The 22,092-nt window shown below is 53.0% G+C and carries 18 protein-coding genes, 1 riboswitch and 1 other annotated feature; of the genes, 13 read left to right on the plus strand and 5 right to left on the minus strand.

The genetic code is table 11. The annotated features are described in order from the left end of the window. Both VMX96_02025 and VMX96_02030 read right to left on the minus strand, forming a co-directional pair. Window positions 1-1,817 (minus strand): PAS domain S-box protein (locus VMX96_02025; protein ID HUU62685.1); only part of this gene is annotated, 1,817 nt, incomplete at its 3' end. 49 nt (window positions 1,818-1,866) lie between these two features. Continuing rightward, entirely contained in the window at window positions 1,867-2,070 is a 204-nt protein-coding gene (locus tag VMX96_02030) for a MerR family transcriptional regulator (protein ID HUU62686.1), read from the minus strand. A gap of 84 nt (window positions 2,071-2,154) precedes the next feature. After that, window positions 2,155-2,239, minus strand: a riboswitch (cyclic di-GMP riboswitch). Window positions 2,240-2,476: 237 nt separating this feature from the next. Here VMX96_02030 and VMX96_02035 point away from each other — a divergent pair. Then, window positions 2,477-2,965, plus strand: coding sequence for a hypothetical protein (locus tag VMX96_02035; protein HUU62687.1), 489 nt, complete (start codon window positions 2,477-2,479; stop codon window positions 2,963-2,965). 109 nt (window positions 2,966-3,074) lie between these two features. Continuing rightward, entirely contained in the window at window positions 3,075-3,782 is a 708-nt protein-coding gene (locus VMX96_02040) for an IS6 family transposase (protein HUU62688.1), read from the plus strand. Window positions 3,783-3,815: 33 nt separating this feature from the next. Here the strand turns inward: VMX96_02040 and VMX96_02045 are convergent, their stop codons facing one another. Next, window positions 3,816-4,070 (minus strand): DUF2283 domain-containing protein, encoded by a 255-nt coding sequence (locus VMX96_02045; GenBank protein HUU62689.1) that lies wholly within the window; start codon window positions 4,068-4,070, stop codon window positions 3,816-3,818. Between the two features lie 1,883 nt (window positions 4,071-5,953). Here VMX96_02045 and VMX96_02050 point away from each other — a divergent pair. Continuing rightward, window positions 5,954-6,490: a response regulator gene (locus VMX96_02050; GenBank protein HUU62690.1), complete on the plus strand. Its 537-nt coding sequence runs from the start codon at window positions 5,954-5,956 to the stop codon at window positions 6,488-6,490. A gap of 57 nt (window positions 6,491-6,547) precedes the next feature. Here the strand turns inward: VMX96_02050 and VMX96_02055 are convergent, their stop codons facing one another. Further along, window positions 6,548-6,748: a hypothetical protein gene (locus VMX96_02055; protein HUU62691.1), complete on the minus strand. Its 201-nt coding sequence runs from the start codon at window positions 6,746-6,748 to the stop codon at window positions 6,548-6,550. 23 nt (window positions 6,749-6,771) lie between these two features. Between VMX96_02055 and VMX96_02060 the strand changes: the two genes are divergently transcribed. Together VMX96_02060 and VMX96_02065 are read left to right on the plus strand one after the other, a co-directional pair. Continuing rightward, window positions 6,772-6,957, plus strand: a complete 186-nt coding sequence (locus VMX96_02060) for a HAMP domain-containing sensor histidine kinase (GenBank protein ID HUU62692.1) — start codon at window positions 6,772-6,774, stop codon at window positions 6,955-6,957. Window positions 6,958-7,017: 60 nt separating this feature from the next. Then, window positions 7,018-9,336 (plus strand): PAS domain S-box protein, encoded by a 2,319-nt coding sequence (locus VMX96_02065; GenBank protein ID HUU62693.1) that lies wholly within the window; start codon window positions 7,018-7,020, stop codon window positions 9,334-9,336. 252 nt (window positions 9,337-9,588) lie between these two features. Here the strand turns inward: VMX96_02065 and VMX96_02070 are convergent, their stop codons facing one another. Continuing rightward, window positions 9,589-10,764: a cell division protein FtsZ gene (locus VMX96_02070; protein ID HUU62694.1), complete on the minus strand. Its 1,176-nt coding sequence runs from the start codon at window positions 10,762-10,764 to the stop codon at window positions 9,589-9,591. A 234-nt stretch (window positions 10,765-10,998) separates the two neighbouring features. Further along, window positions 10,999-11,298, plus strand: a binding site (T-box leader). Between the two features lie 248 nt (window positions 11,299-11,546). Between VMX96_02070 and trpE the strand changes: the two genes are divergently transcribed. The 8 genes from trpE to VMX96_02110 all read left to right on the plus strand — a co-directional run bounded on the left by trpE (window position 11,547) and on the right by VMX96_02110 (window position 22,071). Then, complete coding sequence (gene trpE / locus VMX96_02075) at window positions 11,547-12,998, plus strand: anthranilate synthase component I (protein HUU62695.1); 1,452 nt, start codon at window positions 11,547-11,549, stop codon at window positions 12,996-12,998. Between the two features lie 2 nt (window positions 12,999-13,000). Next, complete coding sequence (locus tag VMX96_02080; GenBank protein HUU62696.1) at window positions 13,001-13,582, plus strand: aminodeoxychorismate/anthranilate synthase component II; 582 nt, start codon at window positions 13,001-13,003, stop codon at window positions 13,580-13,582. Further along, window positions 13,575-14,585: an anthranilate phosphoribosyltransferase gene (trpD, locus tag VMX96_02085; protein HUU62697.1), complete on the plus strand. Its 1,011-nt coding sequence runs from the start codon at window positions 13,575-13,577 to the stop codon at window positions 14,583-14,585. The genes VMX96_02080 and trpD overlap by 8 nt, the downstream gene beginning before the upstream one ends. A 95-nt stretch (window positions 14,586-14,680) precedes the next feature. Next, a complete protein-coding gene (gene trpC, locus VMX96_02090; GenBank protein HUU62698.1) occupies window positions 14,681-15,448 on the plus strand; it encodes an indole-3-glycerol phosphate synthase TrpC in 768 nt (255 codons plus the stop codon). Beyond that, on the plus strand, window positions 15,445-16,116 hold the full coding sequence (locus VMX96_02095; GenBank protein HUU62699.1) for a phosphoribosylanthranilate isomerase: 672 nt from the start codon (window positions 15,445-15,447) through the stop codon (window positions 16,114-16,116). Before trpC ends, VMX96_02095 begins: the two co-directional genes overlap by 4 nt. Beyond that, a complete protein-coding gene (trpB, locus tag VMX96_02100; GenBank protein HUU62700.1) occupies window positions 16,113-17,312 on the plus strand; it encodes a tryptophan synthase subunit beta in 1,200 nt (399 codons plus the stop codon). The genes VMX96_02095 and trpB overlap by 4 nt, the downstream gene beginning before the upstream one ends. A 70-nt stretch (window positions 17,313-17,382) precedes the next feature. Then, on the plus strand, window positions 17,383-18,192 hold the full coding sequence (gene trpA, locus VMX96_02105; GenBank protein ID HUU62701.1) for a tryptophan synthase subunit alpha: 810 nt from the start codon (window positions 17,383-17,385) through the stop codon (window positions 18,190-18,192). Between the two features lie 885 nt (window positions 18,193-19,077). Beyond that, complete coding sequence (locus VMX96_02110) at window positions 19,078-22,071, plus strand: SBBP repeat-containing protein (GenBank protein ID HUU62702.1); 2,994 nt, start codon at window positions 19,078-19,080, stop codon at window positions 22,069-22,071. The last annotated feature ends 21 nt before the right edge of the window (window positions 22,072-22,092 follow it).

Here is a 22,092-nt window from a genome sequence, read left to right on the forward strand (position 1 = left end):
AAGTGACGGCGGTTATAGAGGCCGGTCAGCTCATCGGTTAGGGATAGCTCTTTTGTTCTCTGGAGCAGCAGGGCGTTTTCTATGCCCACTGCTATCTCGGTGCCGATTGCTGAGAGCAGGTCCAGCTCATCGGGGCTGAACCGGTGCTCGCGGCGGTCGGCGATTACCAGTGAACCCAGTGGCGTGCCCCTGGACCAGAGGGGTACCGTGACGTATGCCTGCAACCCATCCTTTTTCATTGCGGCTATAACTGTGTCGAGATTAGTCTTTTTGAACACCTTTTCCAGTTCAAGGACGGGCTGATGGCACTCAATCGCCAGCTTGATTTCCTCGTCATCCAGCTTCATGAGTCCGATGCTGCCAATACAATCCTGGGACAAACCGCTGTGTGCCTTGAGGGTGAGCGTACCAACCTGCATGTCTGAGAAGTAGATGTAGCCGACATCGGTATTCATTACATCGAGCGTCGCTTTTAAGCTCTGGTTTAAGAGCTTATCCATGTCGAGGGAACGGCTTGCCGCCTGGGCGACGGTATAGAGAGCGTGCACCCTCCTGGCGTAGCGCTCGACCTCCTGCTCCGCCCGCTTGCGCTCGGTGATGTCGCGGGTAATGCCGCGGAAGCCGGCAGGATCACCGTTGGGGTCAAACCTCAGTGATATGGATGCCTCAACGAACCTCTTGGTTCCATCTTTCCTGATAATCTCCCAATCGAATGCTTTGGCCGGTTGCTCGGTCCGGTATACGTTGTTAAAAATTTTATATAATGCCCTGGCGGTCTCCCTATCCATAAACTCACGGTTATTCATGCCTATCAATTCATCTCTCGGATATCCAAGAATGGTGCATAATGAATCATTGAAAAAGGTTAAGTTTCCAGTAATATCAATCTCGAAATAGCTGTCCTCTATGTTCTCGAGGATCGTTCGATATTTCTCCTCGCTCTCCCGCAGCGTGTCCTCCGCCCACCTGCGCTCGGTTATATCGATGAACAATCCAGTAACGCCGATTACACGATTCCCCTCAAAGACGGGATGGTTGGAAGAACGCACCCAGCGGATTTCACCTGACTTGGTCACAACCCGAAACTCACCTGTCGTGGTATTTCCGGAGAGGGTGTTCATGAAACCCTCTATAGCGGATTGAAAGTCCTCCTGATACATGAAATCGGCGAATGAGTTGCGACTCAACTCGGAAGGAGTGTATCCCAGGACTGATTCAATCACGGGGCTAATATATGTAATTACTCCGCTCGCATCTACTGAGTAGATGACATCGCTTATGTTCTCCACCAGGTCTCGGTACTTTACCTCGCTCTCCCTAAGCGCCTCCTCCGCCTGCATGCGCTCGGTTACGTCACGGACTATGGCAACGAATCCGGTGGGATTTCCCGGCATATCACGCATCACGCCGATGCTTAGATCAGCATCGTATACTCTACCATTTGTGGGAGAGACATTATAAAGCATCCCTTCTGCGCTGGTTTCCCTTTTAAGTACCCTCTCACCTATATCTATGGTCTTATCACGGTCTTTAGTCGATAAAAGACGCAAGCCATCTTGACCAACAAGCTCTTCCCTGCTCAACCCGGACATGGAAAGTAATGCCTGATTCACGTTTACAATTATTCCTTTCAGATCGGTGATGACAACCCCTTCGCTCATGGATTCAAATATAACGCGCAGTTTCTCCTCGCTCTCCCTCAGCTCCTCCTCCCCCCGCTTGCGCTCCTCCTTCGCCTGCTCCAACTCGGCGATTCGCTGGCGCATTTCTGCCAGTTCATTTACAAGGTGTTCTTTGATCTCCGTCTGCTTTTTCATTGGCTTACTTATCATGTCTGCGCTCGATGTCCTTATATCTGTATAGTACCTATCGGCTAACCTTGCTCGCCTCGCTCTTAATTCTTTCTATGTCTTCCGGAGTGAATAATCTCCATCCCCTTCTGTCTTTAATAGCCATATCCTCTATAACTCCCTCCCTGAGCCAGCGGAAGAAGGTAGCTTGGCTTATGCCCGCCAGCTTGCAGGCTTCTAAAGTCCGGAAGTAAGTTTGACCGTTAATCATTGTTGGCATGTCTAGTACCCTTAACCTATGTTAAGATAGCTTATTTGTTTCCAAAAAAAACTTCTTACGGGAAAGGCTGTGACTAACTCATTCTCCTGCAGCCTGGCTATCCTGGCTTTACAGCCTTAGATCCGTGGCTTTGCGTTACCACCTTTCGTCGGTTTTGTTATTATCGAAAATTTTCAAACAGCGTTTTGTCTGTCTGCTCTACTATATAATATTATAGCAAAATTGTTATTTATACCATAGGTTTATGTTTTTGTCAAGTGATTATAGCCGACGGTACTCTTGCGTACAGGTTGGCATAACATGAGGGCAAATGTTATACTCGTGTTAAGGTCAGGGGTATATGACTGTAGTGATAGAGATATTTACCAGTATTGGTTTTTATATTTTATCAAAGGTATGGGGGCGGATGGCTAAAGAACTATACGCCCAAGCCATACAGGATATTTTGGAGAATTGTAAGATTGATGGTTTATTTAATCCTATCCACGACATAGGTCATGTTTATTGGGCAATTAAAATTCATACAGGCAAGACAAAATGGTATTTAAAGTATATAAATACAAATAGAGAGGATTTTAAAATATCATGTCTTGTTAGATATACTAATGATAGAGGTGATGACTATAGTTCAGATGCATACGAAGTTAGTAATGGTTGGGGTAGGAAGAAATCTGAATTTAATATACAACAAAACTCAACCATAACTATAGCTATAGTAAGGAGCAAATATAATGCCTTTCTCTATCCACTCTCACGTAGTTTTGCCGATAGTGCTTTAGATTTTGATTATAATATAACTCTTATTTTCCGTATATTATTAAATCAAAAAGATGTAATACCAGAAAGCACTAAGAATATATTTTATATACGAAATGGCGAGTTAAATGTTTTGTAAATTCTGCAAATCACCTAGTACTACTAAATACGGCTTTACGGCTGGCACTCAATATTACTGGTGCAAAGCGTGTAAGCGTAAATTCGCTGGCACTCTAGCACCGGAGGGGATGCGGTTCACTACTGAGACAATCGGTGAATCACTAGGACTATTCTATGATGGGCTATCGCTGGCAGATATTAGCAGACACCTTGTCGCTACTGAGGGAATCATTGTTGACCCTGCTACAGTATGGCGATGGATTATTAAGTATTCCAAGAAATCTGAGAGCATCTTGAATAAATTAGAGGTTAAATCATCGTGGCGATGGGTAATTGACGAAACTATGATTTCAGTAGCAGGGGGAAAACTCTGGCTATGGGATGTTATCGATTCAAGGAGTCGCTTCTTACTAGCTACACATATAACTAAAAGCCGTGATATGCGGTCTGCCGTAGCGGTATTGTCTGAAGCGTACAATCGTGTAATAGGTCTACCTAAACAGATAGTATCGGACGGTATGCCTGCATATCCAGATGCAATTGAGAGAGTATTTGGTGCTGATAGTGAGCATATAAGGGCAAAGGGGCTTACAGCAGAGGTAAATACCAATATAATCGAGAGATTTCAAGGAACGGTCAAGGAGAGAACGAAGGTTTTTAGGGGATTAAAGACATTGGAATCTGCCATAGCTATCTCTGAAGGATTTATTATTCACTACAATTTCCTGCGACCCCACATGACATTGAAGGGTAAAACGCCAGCAGTATATGCTGGAATAAAATTACCGTTTAGCACATGGATAGGATTAGTGGAATATTTAGGGAGGGATATTTAATGTCCTTACTTCTACTTGTTTAGGCATTAATAGTTATTCAGTATAAAATTTGACCTCAAGACACTTCAATATTTTCTTTACGGTTTCAACTTCTGGCAGGTCATTTAACTTGACCCCTTCGCTTACCGCAAGCAAATCAATCCCTATCGGCAACCCAGGGTTAAGGGTATAATCAATAAGGCGGTTATCATCGAGTTCCTTTGTATACCCGACAGGCTCATCTATAAACTGAATATAAACGGCATCAGCTACTGGATCACTTTCTATGTGTAACATATTTGGCTTCATATTTAGCTCCTTTACCCTTTTTAACTAAAGGTAAATACATCAATTACAATAATTTTAGCAGAGGTGTCTTTCGTCTTAACCTTCATATTTCGACCATCCGGTAATTTACATACCCAAGCCGTTACACCCCTAACTTCGTATTTGTCGTTATTGTGTGACCTACAAAACGAGACATGGGTTTCTGTAAGACCCCGAGCATGCATTCGTGACCGTGCATAAGTAGTAAAATCAAGAGGTTTTTCAGGTGCCATAATCCTTTCATTCCCCCCCCCATTACAGTAACCATTTTATTCCCTGACACTCACCAAGTGCCCTTGACAAAGCACCTTCAATTAGTTTATGTTTATTTAATGGTAGTTATGGTTAGGGGTTTTAATTTGACAAGTAGCGTTCGGAATGACGACAGCTACCATTTTACCATCCACTCCAATTTATCAAACTACTGTTATTTAGTATAACACATTTGTCAAGTATTTCGTAGGGGTTAGCAACTAAACTTATAAAAACAACCTAAATGCAAGAGAACCTAGCCGACAGTTCTTTTGTATTGGTGTTGACATAAGTATTCGGTACGGGTAAACTATCCCTGAATACCCAAGCGATGGTATGGCACATTGATAGAGCTTGGCGAAGCATAGGAGCCTCAGTAAATGAGTTATCGCCAAGCGTAATTAAGCAGGTTCCCCACTCAAGGGGTCTTATTTGGATGCCAGTAAAAACGCTGCGATAGTAAAGGCTGAAGAAGCTGTCTTGTGTCCATCTAAATTATGGAGAAGGGGGGAGCAATGGGAACTCCTGTGGAGTTTTCCAAGTACGTAGAAGATGCAGCTTGGATGATTCAGAATGGTAAGTGCGGTGCTTGCGGGAAGAAGTTATCCTCCTGGAAAAAGAACCGTGGTACTTGGGGCGCTTGGCATCCTCACCATCGCATGCCTGTTCAATCGGGTGGTTTGGGAACCCTCGACAATTGTGTCCTTCTCTGTATAAATCCTCCGAACTGCAACCTTTATGTCGGGCATCAGGGGAATTACAGGAAGAAGTCTGTTGTTACAAAAAGGCGCTTCACCCATCGATATTATTAGATTTAAGATTATTGGTTCTCATATTTAACCCTCTTGCACTACATCCTTCCAACTCTTATTCCTCCAGGTCTATCTCTCCATACATTGATTTTGTCAGTTTAATATCCATCTTATTCTTCTTTATTTGTGTTCGCTTTGCTTCACGTTCTAACTCTTTATCTGCACCACGCAAACTCCTAATTGCTAAATGCTGTTGCCATATAACTGCTCCCAGAGAAATCTAAAAATCGTGAACCCAATCATTGCCCAATATTGCCAAGCTAGCCCCTACACATCCCACCCCTCAGCATCTGCCACCAAAGTCCCGTATGTAGCAGCAAATCCCATTACTACACCCATTGTCTTCAGAATTGACCACAATAGCTTCATTGTTACCCTCCAAGCACAGCTTGCCCAGAGGATAGCATCTATTCAACATCAATGCAAAAGCCCCCTTTATGCTTAAAAATAATGTGCCTAATCAACCATAAATGAACAACCTAGCCGCCGGGCGCATAAGTGACACCTCACCGCTGGCACACTATCGCGGTCACTATGCGTGTCCTGATCTTGGACGAATAGATCTCAATCTCAGGGATGGGGTTGCTTCGCCTGCGGCTGGCAATGACAGGGGTCCGAGTATCCGCTCTGCCCTACCCGCAAATCAGCCATTAGCCAATAACCTAATACGACATGGGTGAAGTTGCTGTAGCACACTGCTATTGACAAATCGCGGGAAGCATGGTAAATTTAAGTGTAAATAGGTGTAAATAAGATAAAATTATCATATCATGTGTGGAAGTATTTAAGGGGGTTGGTTTTATGAGCGATTTAATGACTACCAAGGAAGCGGCGGAGTATCTAAAACTGAACTATATGACAGTGTATAAATTGTCGCAGAGAGGCCGCATCCCTGCATCCAAGATAGGGGGGAACTGGAGGTTCCGCAAGGACCTGCTGGATGACTGGATTGGCAAACAGGCGATGGTGGTTGAGGGCAATGTGCTCGTCGTGGATGATGACCCGGCAATACTAGAGGTGATTAGCGAGGTTATTACAAGGAAAGGGTTTAAGGCAGTGTGCGTGGGTAGTGGGGAGAAGGCCCTAGAGGAGTTGGATAAGCAGCGCTTCGATTTGATTTTCCTGGACCTGGTAATGCCGGGGATAAGCGGCGTGGAGGCCCTCTCTGCGATAAAGGCAAAGGATGATAAAGCCGTGGTGGTAATCGTAACCGGTCATGGGGATGACCCCATAGCCCTGGAAGCAATGTCGCTGGGGCCCTTGTTTCTGATTCGAAAGCCATTCCGGGTAAGTGATATAACTGAGGTTCTCAATGCCGTGGTCAGGGTGCGGCGATGAGTTGCAGGGAAGTGGTTAGGATGGATCTGGGGCATTGAGCGCCGTTTCTATAATCGTTTATCTCTTCAACTGGGTATCAGCCAGCAGCATCCCAATCTGGTCAAATCTCACCTGATAGGTAACTCTACGGGTAATGGATACTTCCAAATGAGCACTGTCATAGAGCTCATCCGTAAGGGCAGGAATAAAGAGTTCTGGCAGAAGTACTGTGGTTTCATCGATTTTAGCGTCGGTGAGTTCGTGGAAACCCAGGGTCATATGCTCCTGGAGCAGTTGCTCGGCTGGAGGATAACAAGGTGGTGCTCTCTGTTACCGACACCGGTGCTGGCATTCCAGATGCGAGCAAAGCCAAGATTTTCGATCCCTTCTTTGCCACAGAAGGTAATTATGGTATGGGGCTGAGTATAGCCTATGGTATTATCACCAGGCATGGCGGAAGCATCGATGTGGAAAGCGGCATCGGCTAGGGGGTGAAAAGATGAAAAAGGGGTTTTCCTCAATTATGATAGGTGATAGGAAGCAGCTTGATGGATAGCTATACTCGTAACAAGAGTGAAGGTATCCCCGCTAAGGCGAAGAGGGCAGAAGGGGCTCTGTGGGGGAGCGAGGAGCTTTACCGGACCATGTTTGAAACGGTCTCGGCATCCATGATGTTGATCGATAAGGACGGTCGAATAGTCGATGTCAGTACTTATCATGTATCCAGCATCGAAAAGGGTAAGATAGCTAGGGAGGACCTGGTGGGGGAGAACATTGTAACACACCCCACCGTTGTGGATGCCGGGCTTTCCGCTGAGTATAAGAGGGTGCTTGAAGGAGAGCCTTTTGAGCAAAAGGACGTGTATTTTCCCTCCTTAATGAGGGGGACTGATGGCTATTTCAACGTGAGAGGGGTACCCCTCTTCAAGGGCGATAATGTGATCGGTGCTATCATAACGCATGAGGAAATAACCGAGCGCAGGCGGGTGGAGGACACGCTGCGGGAGAGCGAGGCAAAGCTGCGCGTTATGTTTGAGTCCATTAGCGATGGGATAACCCTGACCGATTTGGAAGGCAATATTGTGGATCAAAATGGGGCAGCACTTAACATGTTCGGGTTCATTGGGAAGGAAGAAATTGTTGGGCAAAACGGACTTGAGCTTGTTGCTGAGAAAGACCGAACCAGGGCCAGGGAGAATAACAGGAGGATATTTACAGAGGGAAGTGGTGGTACCATAGAGTATACACTTCTGACTAAAGATGGGAGAGAATTCGAAGCCGAGTATAGCGGTGCTCTGGTACGTGATAGTGAGGGAAAGCCAGTGGGATTTATAGGCGTGGCCAGGGACATCACCCGGCGCAAGCTGGCGGATAAGGCGCTTAGGGAGAGCGAGGAGAAGCTGCGCCGCTTCATGGACTCATCAACCGACTTCTACACCATCTGGGATTCAGAGCTAAACCTGATTGATCTCAATGAGGCCTGCTTGAAGTATCCGTTGGTTAATCTTCCCCATGGGGCTAAGAAAGAGGACTTCACAGGGAAAAACATGCTGGAGCTGGAACCCGGTGTTAAGCAGAGAGGCAGATATGACCAGTACCTGGAGGTTATAAGGACAGGGAAGCCCTTCATCGCGGAGGACGTTATTCCTCGTCCCAACTTTGGTGATGTATATTTGGAGGTGAGGACTTTCAAGGTAGGCGATGGCCTGGGCATCGTTACCGAAGATATAACCGAGCGCAAGCATTCAGAGGAAGCGCTGCGTCAGTCAGAGAGGCTGAGGGCATTGGGTGAGATGGCTGCTGGGATGGCTCACGATTTCAACAACATCCTGGCCATCATCCTGGGCCGAGCACAGCTGGCTCTGCAGGATGTGGAGGATGACAAGCTGAGGAAGGGCATCCAGGTTATCGAGCAGACCGCCATCGACGCAGCTATAACGGTGCGCCGCCTCCGTGACTTCGCCGGGGCCAAGGTGGGGCGCGCTTTCGAGGTAGTGGACCTGAATCGACTGGTGGAGGGTGCCTTGCAGATGGTGGAACCCCGTCGAATGGAGATGGTGGAGACGGGGGGTGTAAAGATAGAGATAGGGGCTGATCTGAATGAGGTACCTCCTGTGTCGGGCAACGACGCTGAGTTGAGGGAGGCGCTGGTCAATATCATCTTCAATGCCATGGATGCCATGCCCGAGGGGGGAAAGATCACAGTTAAGAGCGAGCAGGAGGATAGCCTGGTGGTTCTTTCGGTTAGCGATACCGGCATGGGCATGCCTGAGGGGGTAAAGGAAAGGATATTCGATCCCTTTTTCACCACCAGGGCTCCCCATGGCACCGGATTGGGGCTCAGTGTGACCTATGGAATTATTACCAGGCACGGTGGGAGCATCGATGTTGAGAGCGCGCAGGGGGAAGGCACCACCCTTTATATCAGGTTACCCGTGGCCGAGGGAGTGGAGGGGAAGCGGAGTCCGGAGGGTAAGCCTGCCGTTATCAATGGTGCTAAGATACTTCTGGTTGATGATGACGCGGAGGTAAGTGACGTTCTGGGGCTCATGCTCCAGCAGCTTGGTTGCAAGGTTAGGGTAGCTAGCAGCGGGAAGGAGGCGCTTCGCGCCTTTAAGCGTGGGGATTACGGGCTGGTAATCGCTGACCTGGGGATGCCTGACATGTCTGGGAGGGATGTTGCGAGGGCAGTTAAGGGTGCAAGGCCGGAGACGCCGGTGATACTGATCACGGGGTGGGGGGTGCAGGTAGGCCTGAAGGAACTGCCGGAAATCGATGGGGTAATTGAAAAGCCCTTTAGCAAAGATGCACTCTCAGCGCAAATAGCCAAGCTGCTGCATACCGGTAATCGCGCGGGGATTGGATGAAGGTAGACACCACGCAGGGTGCTATCACGCCCTAGAAGAACCTGTTGCACAGAGCAGGAGCTTAAATAAATTCCCTCACTAGGCTGCTAAAATCGCTATCTTAATGGCTCCACCATTATTTATGGGCTTAAGATAAGCTTTCCAATGGGCCTAAATACCCCACTATAATGAGAAGGTAATGTTTACTAACCAAGCCCGGAAGGCGAGCTCATAATATATGAGGCGCTTCTATAGCTAAGCTGACGGGGAGAGCTACAACAGGGAGGGCACACCCTCCGCGGCTTTGGTAAGCTCCATAAGCCTCTCCTCGGCATCCTTTTGCCTCTTCTTCATCATGGAGGATGATTTGGTTACTTGTTTATAAAGCTCCTTAACCCTTGATACATCTCTAAGCTGGGATAGAATAACCGTTACCGTTAAATCGCTCCTGTTTCTGGGATAGTCGCCACTTCTGAGCACGGCATCGCATGCCCTATTCCTTATAATCTCACCCATCTCTCTTACCATGGCCACATTCATCTCCCTGGCTGGAGCGGAGACCAGATACAGAGCCTTTCCCGCATCACTGGGGTCACAGCCTACGGAAAGCTCATACATTGCCTGATCGAGGGCCTCTAAACCCTTCATGGTTTCTTTCCCCTTTTTCCTGAAGCTTCGAGTCCTTTCTATGGGTAGCCTAATTGACCGCAGCGCGGAAGTACCTATACCTATCGCGGACCAGCCCTCTAACGTCTCCATTATGTCACCCGAGTCGACAGTCCTTGCTCCAATATGCTTTCGGCTTACCTCCTCACCGGCGCAGAGTAAATCGAAGAAGGGAGCCACTATTTCTTGGTTGATTCTTTCCATATGATTTACCAGGCTGACATCTTTTTTGAGGAACCGCTCGTTGTCAGCAAGAAATACTGCATCGGCAACCGAGTGGGCCGATTTAATGCAGGTGGCGGTATTGAAGACGCACCTTTCCTCCGAGGTTTCTTCGTGGATAAAAGGAAGCACGACGAGGGCATAAACCGGCTTATCCGGGTATCTTTCCTTCAGCAAATCGCACATTATAGGCAATGCCCCTGAGCCGGTGCCTCCGGCGGCGCCGGCAGTGAGTAAAAAGGCATCCGTCTCATAAAACCTCGGCCCACTCCTTACCGCGTCCAGCACCTTGTAGCCATCCCATTTTGCCAGCGCTGCTCCCACCTCATTTATCTTGCCTACCCCGTGGCCGAAGGTTCTTCCACCCCCGATAATAAGGCGATGATGGAAATCAGACTTTATGGTTTTCAGTCCGGCAAGGTCGGCTTGATCGGTATTTACCGCATAGGCGCCGTTGATTATCTGGATATGTCGATGAGACCGCGCCTTCCTGCCCATCCTTGCGAACTCATCAGCGATTCTACTGCCACACTGTCCCAATCCAACAACAACAAGCTTCATTTAATGCCTCTCTTTCTTTAAATATATCTCCTCGATTGTGCGGAAGTTTATCATGTTATTACTATCCCTGTCAACCCTAATTGACAAGCGGAGGTCGAGATTTCCCCCCGAGGCTGACAGGTCGGCCGACACTTCGGCCTAAATCGGGGTAAGAGTTTAAGTACTGGAAGCATAAAGAGGTATTGACAGGAAGCAGATAGGTCTTCATAATAGTGAACAGGAAAACATAATATAGAAAAGGCTAGGAACAAGACTAGTACGCCTCAAGGCGAGGCCCAGAGAGTCGGGGGAAGCTGGAAACCCGATGCCGGCGCTGGGGGGGAATGGCCTTGGGAGCCTCAAACCGAAAACGCTATCTAGCGAGAGTAGGCTTTGACGGAGAGGGCACCGTTATCAGAGCCCAGGGTATCCCTCGATGTAGGCCGAGTTTTTTTCGCCTCGGGGCGTACCTGATAGAGATACCCCGGTTCAGGCCGAAGTGTCGGCCCCGGGGTAATAAGGGTGGCACCGCGTGGTTTAACCTTCGTCCCTTAAAGGGCGAAGGTTTTTTCGTGTTAAAAGGGAGCCCAGTATTCCCTACGGGGGTCTGGGGGTGTCCCCCAGCTTTAAAAGTCCCCCAAGATTGGGGGATTAGGGGGTTGATTGAGACTATTTCAGCCATCTCTTTAAATAAGATATGGGAAATGGTCTAACCTTCCTATAGGAGTACCATTTATGAAATCGATTTATATAGTAAGAATAGTAGCGAGAAACGACTTGTTTCAGTTTAAAGGGCTGTAGAAATGTACTATCCAACACTTAGCGAGGTCAGAAAACTGAAGAGGCTTGGTAACCTGGTGCCGATATATCGTGAGATCGTTGCCGACCTGGAGACACCGGTCTCCGCCTATTTAAAGACCGCTCGCAGCCCGTATTCCTTCCTCCTGGAGAGCGTCGAAGGCGGGGAGCGATTGGCACGCTACAGCTTTATCGGCACTGAGCCCTACCTCGTGCTCAGGGGAGGTGAGGAAGGGGTTGACCCCTTGCTTTCAATAGCAAGGGAGCTGGACAGATACAGATTGGTTTCCGTTCCCGGCCTGCCCCCCTTCCACGGCGGGGCTGTGGGCTACCTGGCTTATGAGACGGCGAGACACTTCGAGGAGCTGTCCACCCCGGATGCTGACCCACTGAGACTGGCGGAGTCCCTTTTTATGTTTGCCGATAGTGTGCTCGTCTTCGATCACCTCACACACAAGATAAAGGTGGTGAGTCACGTTCACCTCGATGACGGCGACGTGGCGGAGGCATATAGTAGGGCGGTTAAACGGATCGATTCTCTGGTGGAGAGGCTGGAGCAACCGCTCAGGCAGGAAAGGAGCCCCCACCGGGTGCCACCTCCCCCTTCTCCTGCTACTCCCCAGCACCCCGTCTCATCCAATCTCTCCAGGGCCGAATTCGAGGCAAGGGTCGCTCAGGCTAAGGAATACATCGCTGCCGGCGAGATCATTCAGGTAGTGCTATCGCAGCGGCTTAGCAAGGCTACCACTGCCGCTCCCTTCGACATCTATCGGGCGCTGCGGAGCATCAACCCATCGCCCTATATGTATCACCTCCACCTTGACGACTGCGATATCATCGGCGCCTCGCCGGAGCTTCTGGTAAGGGTGGAGGAGGGGGTGGTTTCCACACATCCCATCGCAGGAACGCGCCCCCGGGGGGCTGATACTGCAAAAGACCAGGCTCTGGAACAGGATCTCAAAGGGGACGAGAAGGAATGTGCCGAGCACGTCATGCTGCTCGATCTGGGGCGAAACGACATCGGGCGGGTGGCGGAGCCGGGCACGGTTGAGGTTACCCAGGTCATGGATGTGGAGCGCTACTCCCATGTGATGCACCTGGTGTCTCATGTGCAGGGGAGGCTGAAGGGAGGTCTAACACAGTTCGATGCGCTCAGAGCATGTTTCCCCGCCGGCACGGTCTCAGGCGCTCCCAAGATACGTGCCATGGAGATCATTGCCGAGCTTGAGCCCGACAAGCGGGGCCCCTATGCCGGAGCGGTGGGGTACTTCAGCTTTTCGGGCAATCTCGATACGGCCATCACCATTCGCACCATCGTGATGGTCGCGGGCACCGCCTACGTGCAGGCAGGATGCGGTATCGTCGCCGACAGTGTCCCCGAGCGCGAGTATGAGGAGAGCATGAATAAGGCGCAGGCCCTCATTAAGGCCATCGAGCAGGCGGAGGGGGTATCCTAAAGATGCTGTTGCTTATCGATAACTATGACAGCTTCACCTATAACCTCTTTCAGTACCTCTGTGAACTGGGAGAGGAGGTTCACGTGGCGCGAAACGATAAAATAACCATCGCCGAGATCGGGAAGCTCTCGCCCCAGCACATCGTGATCTCTCCGGGGCCGGGCACCCCGGACCGCGCCGGCATCTCCAATGATGTCATTCGCCACTTCGGTCCCGATATCCCAATCCTGGGTGTTTGCCTGGGGCACCAGTGCGTTGGATACAGCTACGGAGCGGTCGTGACGCGGGCGGGCGAGATCAAGCACGGCAAGTCCTCACTGATCCATCACGATGGCCGGGGGGTGCTTGAGGGGCTACCCAATCCCTTCACCGCTATCCGCTATCACTCCCTGGCGGTGATGAGAGACGGCCTACCCGACTGCCTGGAGGTGACCGCCTGGACGGATAGTGGTATTATTATGGGACTCAGGCACCGGGAGTATCCGGTGGAGGGGGTTCAATTCCACCCCGAATCCATCATGACCGAGGTGGGCAAGGATATACTGAGGAATTTCTTGAGAAAGGAGAATCCCGTCCATGATTAAAGAAGCTATCGATATTCTAGTTTCAGGAAACTCGCTCACAATGGAGCAGGCGGCGGACGTGATGAAGGAGATAATGGACGGGGAGGCGACGCCGGCCCAGTTCGGTTCTTTCGTCACCGCGCTCAGGCTCAAGGGGGAGACGGTGGAGGAGATCGCCGGCATGGCACGGGTGATGCGGGAGAAGTCGGTCCCCGTATCCGTGTCCGGGCCGCTGGTAGACACCTGCGGTACGGGGGGCGACGCCTCGAAGACTTTCAACATCTCCACAACCGCCGCCTTCGTTGTCGCCGGCGCCGGGCTCAAGGTGGCCAAGCACGGCAACCGCGGGATGAGCAGCGGCTGCGGTAGCGCCGACGTGCTGGATGCGCTGGGGGTCAAGATCGAGCTGGGCGCGCCAGAGGTCGAGAAGTGCCTCGAGGATATAGGCATTGGCTTCATGTTCGCTCCTGTCTTTCACCCGGCGATGAAGTACGCCGCCCCCTCTCGGAGAGAGATCGGCATCCGTACTGTGTTCAACATCCTGGGCCCGATGACCAACCCCGCCGGCGCACAATCACAGCTGTTGGGGGTGTTCGAGGAGTCTCTTGTGATGAAGATGGCCCAGGTGCTGTGCATCCTTGGCTGCCAGCACGCCCTGGTGGTGCACGGCGAGGATGGCCTGGACGAGATCACCCTGGGGGGGAAAACCACGGTCTGCGAGCTGAAGGGGGAAGAGATTTCCAGATACTACATAGACCCGGAGGACTTCGGCTTCCCCAGGACCGGCCTATCGAGCCTGAGGGGAGGGCCACCACAGGAGAACGCCGATATACTGAGGCGCGTTCTGCGTGGCGAGAAAGGGCCCTACCGCGATATCGTGCTGGTGAACGCCGCAGCGACGCTGGTCGCCGGCGATTTGGCCAAAGACCTTGAAAAGGGCGTCCGGCTAGCCTCGGAGGCGATAGACAGCGGCAGGGCGATGGAGAAGCTCGAGGGGCTGATTACCCTCAGCCAGCAAATTTAATAACCTCGTTCGCAGCACACACGATGGCAATTTCAAGCCCCCTATCATAGAAAAGGACAATAGCCCTATAGTAGCTTCCGTTAAAGGTCGAAAGAATGATTTTGGATGAGATCGTTGAGGCAAAAGCAGAGGAACTGACGAAGCGAAAGCAAGATATGCCCCTGTCTGCGCTGGAGAAACTCGGCTTAAAAGGTTCGAAAAAGGATTTCGCCGCCGCGCTGAAGGGGGATGATATCCGGCTAATCGCCGAGGTCAAGATGGCCTCTCCATCGCGTGGGGTGCTCCGCACCGACCTCGACCCGGTTAAATTGGCCCGGATCTATGCCCAGAACGGCGCCGCTGCCATATCGGTGCTGACCGAGGAGAGATACTTCGGGGGCAGCCTGGAGCATCTTGCGGCTATCGGAGAGGCAATGGATAATATCCCGCTACTCAGAAAGGACTTCATATTCGATCCCTATCAGGTATATGAATCCCGCGCCGGCGGCGCCTCTGCCCTGCTCCTCATCGTCGCCATCCTGAGCGATAGCGAGCTATCGGAGCTCCTCTCCCTGAGCCATGAGCTTGGCCTCATGTGCTTGGTGGAGGTGCATAACCAGGCAGAGCTGGAGCGAGCCATCATGAGCGGGGCACAAATAATCGGCATCAACAACCGTGACCTCAAGACCTTTGCCGTTGACCTGGAAACCACCAGGCGGTTGCGCCCGCTTATCCCCCAAGACCGCATCGTGGTCAGCGAGAGTGGAATAAAAGATAGAGGGGATGTGCAGAAGTTGCGGCAATGGGGGGTAGACGCCATGCTCGTCGGTGAGGCGCTGGTAACTGCCGGCGATATTGATAAAAAGGTGAAGGAGCTTCTATGACCAGGGTAAAGATTTGCGGTATCACCCAAACCGCCCATGCCCTGGCGGCAGCGGATGCCGGGGCGGACTTCATCGGGCTGGTATTCGCCCCGTCCAAACGGCTGGTAGATGTGGAGCAGGCTAAGGAGATAGTGGAGGCGGTTAAGAGGCATGGAGAGAGAAAAGTCCTGACGGTAGGCGTATTCGTGAACGCCCCGGCCGCTGAGGTTAACCGCATCGCGGAATACTGCGGCCTCGATCGGGTGCAACTGAGCGGCGATGAGCCCTGGGATTACCTAAGAGACATCGAAAGGCCGGTTATAAAGGCGGTCAGGGTGAGAAGAGGGCAGAGCAGCCAGGATATCCTCGCCGAGCTGGCGCCTGGCTACCAGATGCTGGGGGCTGATCTTATCTGCCTGCTGGACTGCCATGTTGCCGGGAGCTACGGGGGCAGCGGGAAAGCCTTCCAATGGAGGGTGGCACAGGAGGCAGCACAAAGGTTCCCGGTGATTATGGCCGGCGGCCTCTCCGCGCAGAACGTGGGCGAGGCGGTGAGACTGACCCGACCCTGGGGAGTGGATGTCTCCAGCAGTGTAGAGATCGAGGGAGTAAAGGACATCTTGAGGATCAAGGCATTTATTGAGGCGGTGCGTAAGGCTGACCGAGTGCTGGTAGAGAAGCTAACATGAAGAAAACCCGTTTGCCGGATAAATGGGGACATTTCGGGCAGTTCGGCGGCAAATTTGTCCCTGAGATACTGATGGCTGCCCTGGATGGCCTGGATAAGGCCTACCGGGATGCACGAAAGGACAGCGACTTTCGAGGGCGGCTCGACGGGCTGCTCCGCGATTATGGCGGCAGGCCAACCCCCTTATATTTCGCCGCCCAGCTCAGCGAGCACTGTGGCGGGGCGCGGATCTACCTCAAGAGGGAGGACCTGGCACACACCGGCGCCCATAAGATCAATAACACCCTGGGGCAGGGACTCCTGGCGGAGCGCATGGGAAAGAGAAGAGTCGTCGCCGAGACCGGAGCGGGGCAGCATGGCGTGGCGACCGCCACCGTCTGCGCCATGCTCGGGATCGACTGCGTCGTCTACATGGGGGAGGAGGATATGCGCCGCCAATCACTAAACGTCTTCCGCATGAGGTTGCTGGGCGCCGAGGTGCGGCCGGTCTCCAGCGGCAGCCAGACGTTAAAGGATGCCATCAATGAGGCCATCCGCGATTGGGTGACCAATGTCGATTCCACTTACTACCTTCTCGGCAGCGTCGTTGGCCCCCATCCCTACCCGGTGATGGTGCGCGATTTCCAGTCGGTAATCGGCAGGGAGGCCCGGCGTCAAATGCTCAAGGCTACCGGCCGCCTGCCCGATTATGCCATCGCCTGTGTCGGCGGGGGCAGCAATGCCATGGGCCTGTTTCACCCCCTGGTTAGGCACCCTTCGGTAAAGCTCATCGGGGTTGAGGCGGGGGGGCTGGGGCTCGATACCGGAAAGCACGGTGCCAGCCTGACCGCGGGGAGTATTGGCGTGCTTCACGGCACAAAATCCTACATCCTGCAGGATGAGGCCGGTCAGATAAGGGAGACCCATAGCATATCGGCGGGGCTTGACTACCCTGGAGTCGGCCCGGAGCACAGCTACTACAAGGAGAGCGGTCGGGCAAGCTACTTCGCCGTTACCGACAAGGAAGCGCTCGAGGGGTTTCACCTGCTATCCCGGAAGGAGGGTATTATCCCCGCCCTCGAGCCGGCACATGCTATCTACTATGCCGCCAGGCTCGCCGCGGAGCTATCCAGGGACCAGACCATTCTCGTCAATCTGAGCGGGCGCGGCGATAAGGACATGGATATCGTAGCCAGGGCACTGGAGGATCAGCCTTGAGCCTTTTCGTACTATCCAGGCGCGTAAAACGGGCGGTGGGTATTACCGCTCAGGCAGAGGTGGTTCATAAATGAGCCGTATAGCCTCTTTTTTTAAATCCCCGACGCGTAAAGGTCAAAAAAAGCGAAAGGCGCTGATCGCCTATCTAATCGTGGGCTATCCCAGCGTGGCGACGACGCTGGAGGTGGTGCCCGCCCTGGTGGAGGGAGGGTGCGACATGATCGAGCTGGGTATCCCCTTCTCCGACCCGCTGGCCGATGGCGCCACCATTCAACGGGCAAGCCACCGTGCGCTTCAGCAGGGGGTTACGCCGCAGCTATGCCTGGAGGTCGCCTCGGAGCTGCGGCAGAGGGTGGATATTCCCCTGATTTTTATGAGCTACTATAACCCGCTTCTCCACTACGGGTTGGATGCTTTTTGCGCCGACTCCTCAGGTGCGGGGATCGATGGGCTGATCGTCCCCGACCTCCCCCCTGAAGAGGGTGCGGGGCTTGAGGCAGTGGCAGCAAAAAAGCGCCTTGACCTCATCTACCTGCTGGCCCTCACCACTACCGAGGAGCGCCTTCGCCTGGTAACCGATAAGTCGCGTGGTTTCATCTATGTGGTATCGCTTAAGGGGGTTACCGGCGCCAGGAATGTGCTGCCCCCTGACCTGGAGGGCTTCATCGGTAGAGTGAGGAGCGTAACCACAAAGCCGCTATGCGTCGGCTTCGGCATCGCCACCCCGGAGCAGGCCCGCCGTGTAGCCTCTCTTGCCGATGGGGTGATCATAGGCAGCCGAATCCTGGATATTGTAGAGAGCAGCGATCAGCCCGCCACGGCAGCAGGAGACTTCATCCGCGAGATCAGGAAGGCGCTGTCCCCTCATGATCTCGTTTGAATAGATAATGGGTAGGTTGGAGCATCCGCTTCAACCCAGTGATACCCCTTTAGCGGGTGGGTGGTAAATAGCCAATCTGTCATTGCTTGGCAATCCCCATGTCTCATTATAGAAAACCCCTGAGATTGCCACGCCCCCCGATTTATCGGGGCGGCAATCCCAAAGAGGTGCAGGATGCTTCCTGCCGGGGGTCTGGGGGTGCCCCCCAGTTTATGTTTCTCCCCCCTCTCCTTGAGGAGAGGGGGACAGGGGGTGAGGTGAATAACCCACATATTCATTACAATTCTGTCCGTCATTGCCCTCATCATCTGTGAGCGCTGCCGGTGCGACTCGGCCCGCATCCTTGATGCCTAGCAGCTCGCACTGCGGTATTGACCTATGCCAGACCCTCCCTACAAAAAAACGCATATTTGTAAGGGTTTTCCCCACATAAAAATATACATACTTTCCCCACAATAAATACAGACTTTTTCTAGAGACAAATGGCGCATCTTGTGTTATTCTCAATATGAGCGTTCGCCAGGGCGCTTCCTGCAAGTGGCCACAATCACATGCGGGCAAAACTGGGGATTCACGTACAAAAGAATATCGGATAAGGAAGTATGGTGAATCTATGGTTTTGCCTAAAATAAACCTTTGAGCGGGGTGTAGAAGCCTATCGCTGAAGGTTTTTTTGTCGCCGCACAACTTTGTACCAACCCCGATCAGGGCGTCAGGTCAGCGTATTTCCAGTGGTATTATGCGCTTAATATTGATTTATGTGAGGATAATATGTCGATAAACTATATAAACTTTGATATAAACCCAATTGAGAATTCCACACGAAACATATCCTCGTGGTGGGTTAATAGCATTTCAATTTGAAACTAAAAGGAAGGTGAAGAAATGAAAGCTAAGGTAGTGTATTTGACAATGGCACTGGCGCTGGTGTTCTCGACGGTGGGAGTGATGGTGCCGGGAATGGGCAGCGCCGGGTCAGTGGAGCTCGCCCAAGCCGATGCGGCGACGGAAGCCGGCGTCGAGGAAACGATGCTAAATCTCCCGCTCTATTTCGTCGAGAACCAGGGGCAGGTGGACGAGCGCGTGGCCTACTACGTGCAGGGCCGCGACAAGACCCTCTACTTCACCGCCCAGGGCGTGACCTTCGTACTGAGCGGTCCTGGGGAGGATGCCTACTCTCAAGAGCGGTATGCCCTCAAGCTGGCGTTTGTGGGGGCCGACCCCGACGTGCAGCCCGTAGGAGAGGAGCAGACAGAGGCGATTATCAGCTACTTCAAGGGCTCCCCGGAAGAATGGAAGACGGGGCTTCCCACCTACGCCAGCGTGGCCTACCCTGACCTGTGGCCCGGGATTGACCTGGTCTACAGCGGCGGCGTCAGCCAGTTGAAATACACCTTCCTGGTGCACCCGGGGGTCGACCCAAGCCGGATCAGGCTGGCCTACGATGGGGCGAGCGCGGTGACCCTCAACGATGATGGGCAGCTGGAGGTGAGCACGCCGGCGGGCGGCTTCAACGACGACCGGCCGGTGGCCTACCAGGAGGTCGGCGGGCAGCGAGTGCCGGTGGAGGCGAGCTACGCTCTTGACGAAGAGGCACACAGCTACGGCTTTGAGGTGGGGAGCTATGACCCCGACAGGCTGCTGGTGATAGACCCTGCGGTGCTGGTCTACTGCGGCTACATTGGCGGCTCCGGCCGGGACGAGGGCTACGGCATCGCCGTGGACGGCTCGGGCTGCGCCTACATCACCGGCAACACCATGTCCGACCAGAGCAGCTTCCCCGAGACCGTTGGGCCGTACCTGACATACAACAGCAAGTGGGACGCTTTCGTGGCGAAGGTTAATGCCGGCGGCACCGGGCTGGACTACTGCGGCTACATCGGCGGCTCCGGTGATGACTTGGGCTACGGCATCGCCGTGGACTCCTCGGGCTGCGCCTACATCACCGGCAGGACCGAGTCCAACCAGAGCACCTTCCCCGTGGCCGTGGGGCCGGACCTGACCCACAACGGCGGCATCGGCGACGCCTTCGTGGCCAAGGTCAATGCCGGCGGCACTGGGCTGCTCTATTGCGGCTACATCGGCGGCTCCGACGATGACTGGGGCTGGGGCATAGCCTTGGACGGCTCAGGTTGCGCCTACGTCACTGGTGAGACCTATTCCGACGAGACCACCTTCCCCGTGATAGTTGGGCCGGACACTAGCTACAACGGCAACAACGACGTCTTCGTGGCCAAGGTCAATGCCGGCGGCACCGGGCTGGACTACTGCGGCTATATCGGTGGCGATGCCTTGGACGAAGGCAACGGCATTGCCGTGGATGGCTCGGGCTGCGCCTACGTCACCGGCCGCACCTTGTCCGGCAATACTACCTTCCCCGTGGCCGTGGGGCCGGACACTAGCCACAACGGCGACAACGACGCCTTCGTGGCCAAGGTCAAAGCCGGCGGCACAGGGCTGGACTACTGCGGCTACATAGGCGGCTCTGAATATGACATGGGCTACGGCATCGCCGTGGACGGCGCGGGTTGCGCCTACGTCACTGGCTCCACACTCTCCGATGAGACCACCTTCCCCGTGATAGTTGGGCCGGACACTAGCTACAATGGCATATGGGATGTATTCGTGGCCAAGGTCAATGCCGGCGGCACCGGGCTGGACTACCGCGGCTACATCGGCGGCTCCAACAAGGACTACGTCATAGGCATCGCCGTGGACGGCTCGGGTTGCGCCTACGTCACTGGTCAGACCTATTCCAACGAGACCACCTTCCCCGTGACTGTGGGGCCAGACCTGACATACAACGGCATATGGGATGTATTCGTAGCCAAGGTCAATGCCGGCGGCACCGGGCTGGACTACTGCGGCTACATCGGCGGCTCCGGTGATGACACCGGCATCGGTATCGCCGTGGATGGCTCGGGCTGCGCCTACGTCACCGGCCGCACCGATTCCGACGAGACCACCTTCCCCGTGGCAGTGGGGCCGGACCTGACCTTCAACGGTGGCGAATACGGTGACGTCTTCGTGGCCAAGGTCTCCGAAACACTCACACCACCCGCCGCTCCTGTGGCCTATGTAGACATTGGCAACACAACAAGCGAAGTGGGCCACAACCTGCAAGGATGGGGTCCTATGGAAGGCGAGGTAAGTCTAGGGGGTCGAGGGGGTTATGGTGGGGTGGATGACTGCCGCAGCACGGTGAATTCCTCGGAGTGTAGTAACCCTGATCTGTTCTGGGGGTCATTGACACTAGATATCGGCACAGGAATGACCGCTACAGAACTGAAACTAAGAGTACTTGATGGAATAGGTAACGACAGTTTCAAGGTATATGTGAACGATAACCCGGTCTACACCTACGATTGGTCTGGAGATACCTCTGAGAATTGGTTTGAGCACCCGATAGATATATCTGCGCAGCAGTTGAGTGGAAGCATAACGGTGACAATAAACTCTACCGCATCGGCGTGGAGCGGTTGCGGCACCTGGGGACAGCTAGCGGTTGACTGGGCTAAGCTCTATGCTGAGCCTACTCCGACACCAACGCTTACTCCCACCCCAACGCTTACTCCCACCCCTACCCCTACTCCAACGCCTACACCAACGCCAACACCTCCTGCTCCCTCCTGCTTCATCGCCACCGCTGCCTACGGCACATCGACGGCTGAGGAAATCAATGTGTTAAGGGCATTCAGGGATGAAGTGCTGCTGGAAAGCACACTGGGCTCTCAACTTGTGGAGTGGTATTACCAGACTAGCCCACCAGTGGCGGATTTCATATCGGAAAACAGCTTTTTGAAGACTTTGGTCAGGGAGCTACTAGTTGACCCCATTGCTTCGTTAGTCGAAGTCACGCAGAGTATTTGGGGGGATTAAGGCCCTAGACAGGTGGATTAT

The sequence above is a fragment of the Dehalococcoidia bacterium genome, assembly GCA_035528575.1.
Lineage (GTDB): Bacteria > Chloroflexota > Dehalococcoidia > E44-bin15 > E44-bin15 > DATKYK01.

Excerpts from the sequence above, each read along its gene's own strand:
- VMX96_02030 (HUU62686.1), bottom strand. The coding sequence starts at position 2,070 with ATGCCAACAATGATTAACGGTCAAACTTACTTCCGGACTTTAGAAGCC.
- VMX96_02035 (HUU62687.1), top strand. The coding sequence starts at position 2,477 with ATGGCTAAAGAACTATACGCCCAAGCCATACAGGATATTTTGGAGAAT.
- VMX96_02040 (HUU62688.1), top strand. The coding sequence starts at position 3,075 with ATGCGGTTCACTACTGAGACAATCGGTGAATCACTAGGACTATTCTAT.
- VMX96_02045 (HUU62689.1), bottom strand. The coding sequence starts at position 4,070 with ATGAAGCCAAATATGTTACACATAGAAAGTGATCCAGTAGCTGATGCC.
- VMX96_02050 (HUU62690.1), top strand. The coding sequence starts at position 5,954 with ATGAGCGATTTAATGACTACCAAGGAAGCGGCGGAGTATCTAAAACTG.
- VMX96_02055 (HUU62691.1), bottom strand. The coding sequence starts at position 6,748 with ATGACCCTGGGTTTCCACGAACTCACCGACGCTAAAATCGATGAAACC.
- VMX96_02065 (HUU62693.1), top strand. The coding sequence starts at position 7,018 with ATGGATAGCTATACTCGTAACAAGAGTGAAGGTATCCCCGCTAAGGCG.
- VMX96_02070 (HUU62694.1), bottom strand. The coding sequence starts at position 10,764 with ATGAAGCTTGTTGTTGTTGGATTGGGACAGTGTGGCAGTAGAATCGCT.
- trpE (HUU62695.1), top strand. The coding sequence starts at position 11,547 with ATGTACTATCCAACACTTAGCGAGGTCAGAAAACTGAAGAGGCTTGGT.
- VMX96_02080 (HUU62696.1), top strand. The coding sequence starts at position 13,001 with ATGCTGTTGCTTATCGATAACTATGACAGCTTCACCTATAACCTCTTT.
- trpD (HUU62697.1), top strand. The coding sequence starts at position 13,575 with ATGATTAAAGAAGCTATCGATATTCTAGTTTCAGGAAACTCGCTCACA.
- trpC (HUU62698.1), top strand. The coding sequence starts at position 14,681 with ATGATTTTGGATGAGATCGTTGAGGCAAAAGCAGAGGAACTGACGAAG.
- VMX96_02095 (HUU62699.1), top strand. The coding sequence starts at position 15,445 with ATGACCAGGGTAAAGATTTGCGGTATCACCCAAACCGCCCATGCCCTG.
- trpB (HUU62700.1), top strand. The coding sequence starts at position 16,113 with ATGAAGAAAACCCGTTTGCCGGATAAATGGGGACATTTCGGGCAGTTC.
- trpA (HUU62701.1), top strand. The coding sequence starts at position 17,383 with ATGAGCCGTATAGCCTCTTTTTTTAAATCCCCGACGCGTAAAGGTCAA.
- VMX96_02110 (HUU62702.1), top strand. The coding sequence starts at position 19,078 with ATGAAAGCTAAGGTAGTGTATTTGACAATGGCACTGGCGCTGGTGTTC.